Origin of the sequence: Coleofasciculus sp. E1-EBD-02 (assembly GCF_040218245.1) — a bacterium.
Lineage (GTDB): Bacteria > Cyanobacteriota > Cyanobacteriia > Cyanobacteriales > Coleofasciculaceae > Coleofasciculus.
In genome coordinates this window covers 51,262-60,195 of record NZ_JAVJQN010000169.1, presented here as the reverse complement: position 1 = coordinate 60,195, position 8,934 = coordinate 51,262, and the positions used below count along the sequence as shown (strand labels likewise).

Below are 8,934 nucleotides of genomic sequence, written 5' to 3'. Positions count from 1 at the left end.
TGGTTAAGGCTGATATCGAGCAACAATGCCGGGTATCAGCCAAGCGTCAGCGTTAACGGTTATCGACCAAAAGTTACACCGTGGACTTATACCAAGACAGAATTACTTGTGGGTAGGTTTGTCTAGGTTTTTAGAAGCGGTAAGCTACCAATTACAGGGCGTGGATACCATTGGTCAACTCTTAGAGGAAATAGAACAGGAGATGGCTGATGTCGCGATCGCGGGTGTGACGATTACCTCTGAACGGGAAGAAACCATTGATTTTTCCTACCCCTATTTTGAATCCGGGTTGCAAATTATGGTGTCTGCTCAGAACCGTAGCCTCCCCGGTACTCTTTTCCAAGGAACTTTGAGCATTTTATTGACACCAGCCCTTTATTATGCAATAGGATTTTTTGTCCTCTGTTTATTGATCGCGGCTCATCTGATTTGGTTCGTGGAACGCCAGCATAACGAGGAGTTTCCCCAATCTTACCTACCCGGTATCTGGGAATCCTTCTGGTGGGCGGCGGTAACAGTGACAACCGTGGGTTATGGGGATAAAACCCCCAAAAAGGCATTAGGACGGTTATTTGCCTTATTTTGGATGTGTGCAGGCTATTTTATCTTTGCCTACTTCACCGCCAGTATTACCACTAGCTTCACATTGCAAGGATTGCGCGGCGCGATCGCAACGCCTGCGGATTTACATCATGTGCGAGTGGCTACAGTGGAAAAAAGTGCGGCTCAAGAGTATCTACGGGATAATCGAGTGGCATCCATTTTGTTTAAAACCCTGCCAGAGGCTTATCAAGCTCTAGAGGATGAACGAGTGGATGCTGTGGTTTATGATGCACCTGCCCTACAGAATTATGCGACATCTGAAGGGCAAGGCAAGGTTAAGTTGATTGAGCCGACATTTCAACAACAAAATTATGGGATTGCTCTACCTGAAGGGAGCATCTGGCGGGAAGCCATTAATTTGACATTATTAAAGTTGATGGAAGATGGGACATACCAAGGGTTGTACCAAGAGTGGTTTGGTATGTCCACACAATAAGCTGTCATGCATTTAAATTGGGTATTAGTAGCGAGCAAGATGCAAAGCCTGCGGCATGGCTTCGCTTAACGCACTACCATCCTTTCGTCATTATTGACATTAAGGTTTAAATGCCGAACAGCTTAGTATGAATGCTGAACTTCAATGGGTTCTTGTTATTGCAGATTACGGCAAGTGATAAAATATACGGATTAAGAACGGCGAACTCACCAGTATCGCAATCTCTAAAACAGCGATTGTCCACCAGCGGATTTCTTGATAACTCATTCGCATTTTCTCAATTCAATTTACCCAATCTCCCTCAGGGAAATAGTCTTAAGCTAATCAGAGTTTGTTGAGAAAGACTATCAATTTATTTGGGTATGTTCCTTTTTACAGAGGCGACGACTGGTTTCAGTAGCGTGTGTGTGAAGAGTGCGTGAGAAATCCGTAAAGATAGAGTGAAAAGGAGTGTGGGGGAGATGGGGGAGATGGGGAAGCTGGGGGAGCTGGGGGAGCAGAGGGAGCAGAGGGAGCTGGGGGAGCTGGGGGAGATGGGGAAGCCAATTGCTTGTACAGTGATCAATAGCCTCTGTGATTTAAACATTCTCATGAAACGTTGGATTGTCAGTTTATTCGGTATCGTGCTAGTGCTGGTATGCTCTGGATTATGGATAACGCCATCAGTGATGGCACAAGCCCAAATCCCTGATTTAACCCAGGCTCAGATTGAGCGGCTCAACGAATTGCGGCAAAAAGCGTTTACGGCGACACAACTGGGTGAGTTTGCCACGGCTGAAGCGTATTGGACACAACTGATTGAACTTTTACCCAATAATCCCGTAGGCTGGAGTAATCGGGGAAATGCCAGAGTCAGTCAGAATAAATTAGACGAAGCGATCGCAGATTTTAATCAATCGATTCAGTTAGCGCCTAACGCCCCTGATCCGTATTTGAACCGGGGGACAGCGTATGAAGGAAAGGGAGAATGGCAAAAGGCGATCGCAGATTATCAGCAGGTATTGCAGATTAACCCCGATGACGCGATGGCGTACAACAACCTGGGAAACGCTAACGCCGGAAAGGGAGAATGGGAAGCCGCGATCGCGTATTACCAGAAAGCCGTCGATTTATCCCCGGATTTTGCCTTCGCCCGGGCTAACCACGCTCTCGCCCTTTATCAAATTGGCAAGAAAAAAGAAGCAATCCTGGAACTCCGCAAGCTAATCCGCAAATATCCCCAATTTCCCGATGTCCGGGCTGCACTTACCGCCGCCTTATGGGTTAACGGGAATCAAGGAGAAGCCGAGAGTAACTGGGTTGCTGCTATTGGATTAGATCGGCGCTATAAAGACATCGATTGGGTGGAAAATATCCGCCGTTGGCCCCCCGCGATGGTGATGGCGTTGGAGAAGTTTTTACAGTTGGAATAATACTCAATTTGCTTTAGACTAGCAAACAATCAATCAATCCAATTGATTGATTGTTCTAATGGGAAAACTCTCACAAATGAAATAAGATTGTTATAGCTTGCCAATCAACTAAACTGACAAGTTTGGCTTGAGTTCCTCACCTGTGACACCTATGCCACACAACCTTGATTTCATTACCTCTCAATCTACCTGGTTTGAACCGCGCATTACTCTCGATAAAATCCGAGAGAGCTTCTCTACCAGTCAAAAAGAAATTCGTATTGCTTCTGGATTCTTCACGATCAAGGGTTGGGGATTAATTCGGAGACATACCGAAGGTAAGCGCGTTTACCTGTTAGTGGGGATTGATGAACCAGGAGAGGAACGGGCAAAAATGGCTCTGGTTCAGGAAATAATGCGTCACTTGGCGACGGGTGTAGATTTTGGACGTAGGCAAAGCGTCTCCGATTTAATCATCAGAATGGAGCAACGTGAATTATCAATTGTGGATGCTCGTGCCAGCGCCCATCACGGCAAACTATACATTGTCGATCATCATACTGCCATCAATGCTTCTGCCAATACAACTGGATATGGGTTTTTGGATCAAATTGAGTCAGGAGGATTGTATGCACCGTCTGTAATTGAGGGCTGGGTCTTAGACTATGAAAATAAGCACGGAGTTCAGATGGATTCGGTGATAATTGAAGAATTACATCGCTTTGTTGAATCTCAAGTTGCTAATTTTATTCACAAATTTAATCACTACTTTGCGAATGCGGCTGATATTACACAGTCATTACTAGAGGCACTAAAGTGCTGGCAGAGATTAGTGGAACCGTGGGATATTTACCTCAAAACCATCCTTGCTTTGGAACAGCTTAAGCCAATCCAGACAAGCTACAGTAAACAGCCAGTTCCCTACCAGCGCGACATGATCGCTCAATCCCTACGCCAAATTCGCCTGTATGGAGGCTCAATGCTAGTGGCTTCGACGGGATTAGGTAAAACGGTCATGGGAACGTTAATTGCGATTCAACTGCGTGCCGAGGATTTGATTGACAAAGTGATTGTAATTTGCCCTTTGCCCGTGCGTCGAGCTTGGCAGCGTGAAATGCGTGATGCTAGTATTTACGCCGATTACTTTACACTGCAAACCTTAGATCGAGAAGATGAACAATATGCTAGCGATTTGGAAGATTGGAAAGAGATTGTGGATGATGTCTGTCAAGGACGAGGACGGTATCTTTTAATCTTGGATGAAAGTCATCAGCTTAGAAGACGTTATCCCGATGAATTTAGTAACAGGAGACATCGACAAGAGGATAAAAAAGAGCGTAAAGCCTTTACGCGCATTAATCAATTGGTTAATCAGCTTGGAAATCTAGAACGAGTCAAGGTATTACTGTTAAGTGGTTCTCCTTATGCCACTCATGTAGATAATCTCAATACCCAGCTTTATTTACTGCCTCATACTTCTGACAGTCCAGTTTTGTTGCCTGAGTGGATAGATGGAGCTTCGGCATGGAAAATTCCTGACACCAATGAATTTCTCAAATTACCTGTTACTCATCAACTCACAGCTCCCCACGTTGCCAAGTATTATACTGAAAAGGACACACAAGGTTGTTATTTAAATTTTGGTGATCAAAAAAAGTATTTTCCAGATAATGTTGTTCTTCACAGTCTTTATTTTTATCAGCAGGTGTTAGTAAAGTATGAGCCGAAAAAATTAAAAGACATCCAGAAAGCTATAGCTAAGTTTGCTCCTGTCGCTAATAATGCTGTGGACAAATATCAAGAGACATATGAAGTATTTATTACTACAGATGCATTTGGTATCGGTATTGATATGCAGGATGCATCTGTAGTCATTAATTACGATATGGCTTGGACAGCTATTGAACCTAATCAAAGAGCTGGACGTATCCTGCGTCCGTGGCAATTACCCCGAACAGTTCAGTTGTATACTTTTATTCCCACTGTCGAGGAACAGACTGAGTTAAGATGGGAGTTACTAAACATCAGTCAACGCTGGCAAAATTTGATGCAGCGTCATGCAGAGTCTCGTAAATTAACTGATTTACCTGTGTTAACTACCAACGCACAGCAAGAGATTGATATGCCAGAGTTTGCTTCCAATACCAGGGTAACTATTGAGTCAGGTAACTTAGTCTGGGAGCAAACTGATGATGAAGGTGTTTCTTCCTACTATCAGCACACACAAAAACTCCATTCTCACCGCGAGTATGCCCAAAATTTGGACAGCGATTTGGTGAGTGCCTTGACCTACTCTGGTGAGAGTGTTTTACTCTATATCCTCCTCAAGTATCAAGAAGAATACTATATCTTGTTATATGACCCTGACAAGGAAGAGATGCGTTCGCCTAAACCGGAATATCTTCTGTCTTTAATTGCTTGCACTCGTGAAACTGAGGTGGCGATGGTAGACGTTGAGCAAGTGGAAGCATTAAGCAATGCTGGTATTCGTGTTTGGTGTCAGCAACAAAGCTTCCCTGAAGAAGAGGTAATTCGTGAGTGTACTCTGTATCTCAAACCGGAAAGTGCTGGCGATGAGATCAAAGACTGGCTCACAGCGCAACAGATGTGAGTTCGTATATATATCTGCTCTTAGTTAGGTATCAGCTAGCAAAGACATCATTGAAAATTCCGCGCTTGACCCGAAACTTAACTTCTACTAACTTTTGATATAGATCATCTAAATTATCTATAGTTATTTTACCTTCATCTCTTAGTTTTTTAATTACAGCAAGCGTTCCTTTAATATTCAATCCTAACCTCATAGCTTCTCGGCGAGCAACCAAGTCATCCAAGATTGTATAATCGGCTTGGAGTTCAATGCTAAGAGCAATCGCTTCTGACTCTCCTTTACCTAAACGTTTATTTAAACTCGTGGCTAGGGACATTAAGGTTACTTCTCGCACTTCTATCTGTCCGGAATCAATAAGGCTAGCGATATAAGCTCTCGGCTGATCTTGTTTAACTTCTATTTCATCAGCAACAGATTTAGGTAGATAAAAATTATCTGGATATTCAGCCAATTTATCTAAAAAGTCTAGACGAGCCAGAAAAATTAAGGGTGAGGAGTTCAAAACAATGTTCACGAAAGTCACCAATTCCTCTCTATAGAGATATCATCCTCTGATAAATATGAAAATTCGATGCCCATTAATTCCAAAAGTTGTAAAATCATTTCGGGTTCCATTTCCATAACTTCTGCTGCTTTCTGAATACTGATAACTTGAGTTAGTAAAGCCCCGATAATAAAGAGAAAATTCTCTTTTTGATTAACCGTTTTAAAAATTTGAAGTTCAGCCGCAATCGTTTCAGTGATTGTTCGATTCATCATAGATTGTGTTTCTCTAAAGGACAAGGTACTGATGTGTGGCGCACGTCTGTGCGCCCCCACAGTTGGCTGTTTGATTCAGCTAAATCCTACGATTGAATTCGCAATCTTAACACCACGGTGCTATTAATCGATTGATAAGGACGCCACTTGAGCAAATTTCGCTTGATTAACTCAATCACGTTTGCCGTTTTCAAGGTTGAAGCCTCTTCATCTAACATAATCCGCCCGACGCGCCCTTGACTTAGCGTAAACTCGAAGACGATTTCACCCCTCAAATTAGAGGGTAAATTCTTATGTTGCAAATATTTAGTCAATGAAAGGGTATCACTTTGCTCCAATCCGGTGACGCTAACTACTTCTAAGTGGGTATTATTGGCGGCTGGAGACGAAGCTTTTCGACGTAACTTTTTCCCAACTGCATCGATACCTTTACTGACCATTCCTTTCGGTGAAGAGGTCGATAGAGGTGGGTTTTTGTCCTCATCTGCTTTCATCGAATACATAGCATCAAATTCCGTGGATGCTGCATCGGCAAGAGAGAGATTTTCAAGGGACATACTTGGCGCACTGGCTGAATAGGTTCGTCGTTGTGATTGAAGTGACATTGAACGAGGTGCTGCTGCACCAAAAACGCCTCGATAACTAACATCTTCTGCCATTTCCACTGGAACATTCATGGAAACAGATTCGCTTCCCGGTTCTACCCGCACATCATCACTAACGGCAACAAACGCCGTGTATTGGCACAATAACTGATAGGTTAATGCCGTATCGGTTACCGCCTCAACTCCCGATTTAGTTTCATAAGTAACCATTTGATTCATCAAGTCTTTAATCCGCGCTCGTCCCCATAATTGAGCAATGGCTGGATTTCCAGTTTCACTAAAATTGAGGTGAAATGTCTTTTGATAGTGTTCACCCCCGGCGGTAGTCCCATTAATCTGTAAATCACCCGCCATGCGATCGCGCTTTCGTCCAAATACCACTAAAGGCTGTTGGGCAAATAAATCGGGGGCGATTGCGGGATAAATTTCCGGGGTTTCTCCGCTTCCGTTCCAGTTAAGTTCAATGGTGGTTAAGACGGGATTATTAATTGAGCGGAAAAACTTTTCAACGACTTTTTCCGTCGGTTCATCGTGACGAATAATCCGACAAATTCCGCGTCCGATTTCAGCAATACGATTAAGTAAAAAGCGGTTAACTGAACTCCCCGCCCCAAAGCTATATAACCGATTTCCGGCTTGAAGTTCCTGCTGCACTTCGGCTAAAATGCGATTTTCATTACCAATATATCCATCACTAAGCAAAACCACACTCCGCAACCGCCCCTCTGGTGCTGGAACATTAATTGCCGCCCGAATTCCACTGAGCATTTCGGTGGCACCACTGGCGTGTAATTGATTAATATAATTGATGGCTAATTCCCGATTTTCCGGTGTATTAGCCAGAGGGGTTTCGGAGAGATGGCGAACTGTATTAGAAAAGTCAAGAATCGTGAATGTATCGTCAGGATTTAACCCATTAATAAAGCGCCGCATCAGTTCTTGACATTTGTGCAAGGGTGCGCCTTGTTGAGAACCGGAGGTGTCCATGAGAAACACCACATCTTTGGGAAAAATCTGATCAGGGCGATAGTCTAAAGCGGGGATAAAATAAAGGGCAAAATGTCCGCCGCGTTGATCAGATTGGGTTAAGACAGTGGCTTGGGTATTGTCTCCGGCGACTTGATATCTGAGGATTAAGTCTTTATTCGGAATCGTATCATCACCACCCAGTTGCACCCGGACAATTTCTCCCTCGGTTTCTATCTGCAACTGATGAGAAGGGGAATGGACATTTTGAATCGGTACACCTGCATTAATTTCTACGGTAACGCCGATATCGTGTGCCGATCGCGTTCCTTCGGGTACAATAGGCGGTGTAATTCGGGAAGCATCGGGGACTTCATCGGTATCGCCACTCTCATCAATGGTTTCACCGGGGATATATCGAGGTCCCACCACCATGGGAAAGACGAATTCATAGTCCCCTTGTTCAAAGTTCAAGCTATCGGTGTAGCGAATCGTGACATCAATTTCTTCACCGGGTTTGATATTAGCCAGGGATTGGGTAAAGATATTATCACGTTCTTGTTCCAGTAATCCGGCGGTGCGCCCTTCTTGTTTGGCTTGTTCGTAGATTTGCTGGGCTTCTTCGCGTTTTTTAATGGTTCCTTTAATTATGCGATCGCCGATTTTAATTTCCATGTCATCCACGGCGGCTTCATCGGGTAAGGGGAAGACATAGATAGCTTCTAGCGGTTGGGTGAAGGGGTTCTCAAATCGCTGCGTCACCTCAACTCGTGACAGGTTCCCGGCAATTTTCGCCTCAACCTCGGTATGCTTGAGGGGGAAAACCAGGGAGTTTCCCTCTGGAGATTGACAATATAAGCCGTTATATTTCGGCGTGGGAGATTGAACGGGTGCCATGTGCTATCTGTCCTTTTTTATCGGAGTTTTTTGATTGAAATAAATGTAGTTAAATTTAGCTGGGTCGTAATAGAGTTATAGTAGCTTAATTTTACCTGAATGGCATATTAGGGAGAATGGCACTGGCGCGTCTGTGTGTAGGGGCGGGTTTGACTACTATCTTTTTGGTTGCACCCAGATATAACTAAACCCGCCCCGATACAGGTTTCTAGACTTCCGGTGAAACGTTAGGTTTCTTGACTGATGCAGCATCTATAGGGTGAGTAAGGGCACGGCAATGCCGTGCCCCTACAGGTGGGGTTGTAAGCTGTTTATCAAATTCAAAGGGTTGATTGAAAAAATATCTGACTTGAACTAACAACTAACCGACTGAAATATTTCTTCAGCGGTTAACTGTAAGTTAGGGAAAGCAACTGACTGGATGCAGTCATTCCCTCGAAATTGACCAACTTGGTATTCTCCATCCACTAAAACATAAATAGAAACCGTTGGTTGTTTTGGATTACCAATAAATTTACGACCGCCCAAATGACTCCATCATGCAGTTCATAGCGTTTATTGGCTGGCTTCCATTGGATAAATTCAGCGAAAGTTATTGATTTTCGTAAGAATTGAACCATGATTATCACCACAATTGGGAACGGAGACATCAACTTCAATAACCCA

The 8,934-nt window shown here is 43.8% G+C and carries 6 protein-coding genes and 1 pseudogene; 3 read left to right on the top strand and 4 right to left on the bottom strand.

The features are described 5' to 3' along the window. Positions 1 to 25: 25 nt before the first annotated feature. The 3 genes from RIC07_RS27080 (at position 26) to RIC07_RS27070 (ending at position 5,041) form a co-directional block, all read left to right on the top strand. Positions 26 to 1,039 carry a transporter substrate-binding domain-containing protein gene (locus RIC07_RS27080; RefSeq protein ID WP_446397224.1) on the top strand — a complete coding sequence of 338 codons (1,014 nt, stop codon included), beginning with the start codon at positions 26 to 28 and terminating at the stop codon, positions 1,037 to 1,039. Positions 1,040 to 1,629: 590 nt separating this feature from the next. After that, positions 1,630 to 2,451 (top strand): tetratricopeptide repeat protein, encoded by an 822-nt coding sequence (locus RIC07_RS27075; RefSeq protein WP_446397227.1) that lies wholly within the window; start codon positions 1,630 to 1,632, stop codon positions 2,449 to 2,451. A gap of 151 nt (positions 2,452 to 2,602) precedes the next feature. Next, the gene (locus RIC07_RS27070; protein ID WP_446397223.1) at positions 2,603 to 5,041 is read left to right on the top strand and encodes a helicase-related protein; all 2,439 of its coding nucleotides are present in this window, start codon (positions 2,603 to 2,605) and stop codon (positions 5,039 to 5,041) included. 31 nt (positions 5,042 to 5,072) lie between these two features. On the opposite strand, the gene RIC07_RS27065 is transcribed toward RIC07_RS27070, so the two are convergent. The 4 genes and pseudogenes from RIC07_RS27065 to RIC07_RS27050 form a co-directional block, all read right to left on the bottom strand. Continuing rightward, on the bottom strand, positions 5,073 to 5,555 hold the full coding sequence (locus RIC07_RS27065) for a DUF3368 domain-containing protein (RefSeq protein ID WP_446397222.1): 483 nt from the start codon (positions 5,553 to 5,555) through the stop codon (positions 5,073 to 5,075). 5 nt (positions 5,556 to 5,560) lie between these two features. Continuing rightward, positions 5,561 to 5,800: a hypothetical protein gene (locus tag RIC07_RS27060; RefSeq protein ID WP_446397221.1), complete on the bottom strand. Its 240-nt coding sequence runs from the start codon at positions 5,798 to 5,800 to the stop codon at positions 5,561 to 5,563. 86 nt (positions 5,801 to 5,886) lie between these two features. Continuing rightward, a complete protein-coding gene (locus RIC07_RS27055; protein ID WP_446397220.1) occupies positions 5,887 to 8,268 on the bottom strand; it encodes a VIT domain-containing protein in 2,382 nt (793 codons plus the stop codon). 354 nt (positions 8,269 to 8,622) lie between these two features. Further along, a pseudogene (locus RIC07_RS27050) lies at positions 8,623 to 8,796 on the bottom strand (Uma2 family endonuclease); the annotation flags it as partial. Between the last annotated feature and the right edge of the window lie 138 nt (positions 8,797 to 8,934).

What these genes read in the sequence shown, in the direction of transcription:
- RIC07_RS27060 (WP_446397221.1), bottom strand. Translation starts at nt 5,800, where the DNA reads ATGATGAATCGAACAATCACTGAAACGATTGCGGCTGAACTTCAAATT.
- RIC07_RS27070 (WP_446397223.1), top strand. Translation starts at nt 2,603, where the DNA reads ATGCCACACAACCTTGATTTCATTACCTCTCAATCTACCTGGTTTGAA.
- RIC07_RS27075 (WP_446397227.1), top strand. Translation starts at nt 1,630, where the DNA reads ATGAAACGTTGGATTGTCAGTTTATTCGGTATCGTGCTAGTGCTGGTA.
- RIC07_RS27080 (WP_446397224.1), top strand. Translation starts at nt 26, where the DNA reads ATGCCGGGTATCAGCCAAGCGTCAGCGTTAACGGTTATCGACCAAAAG.
- RIC07_RS27055 (WP_446397220.1), bottom strand. Translation starts at nt 8,268, where the DNA reads ATGGCACCCGTTCAATCTCCCACGCCGAAATATAACGGCTTATATTGT.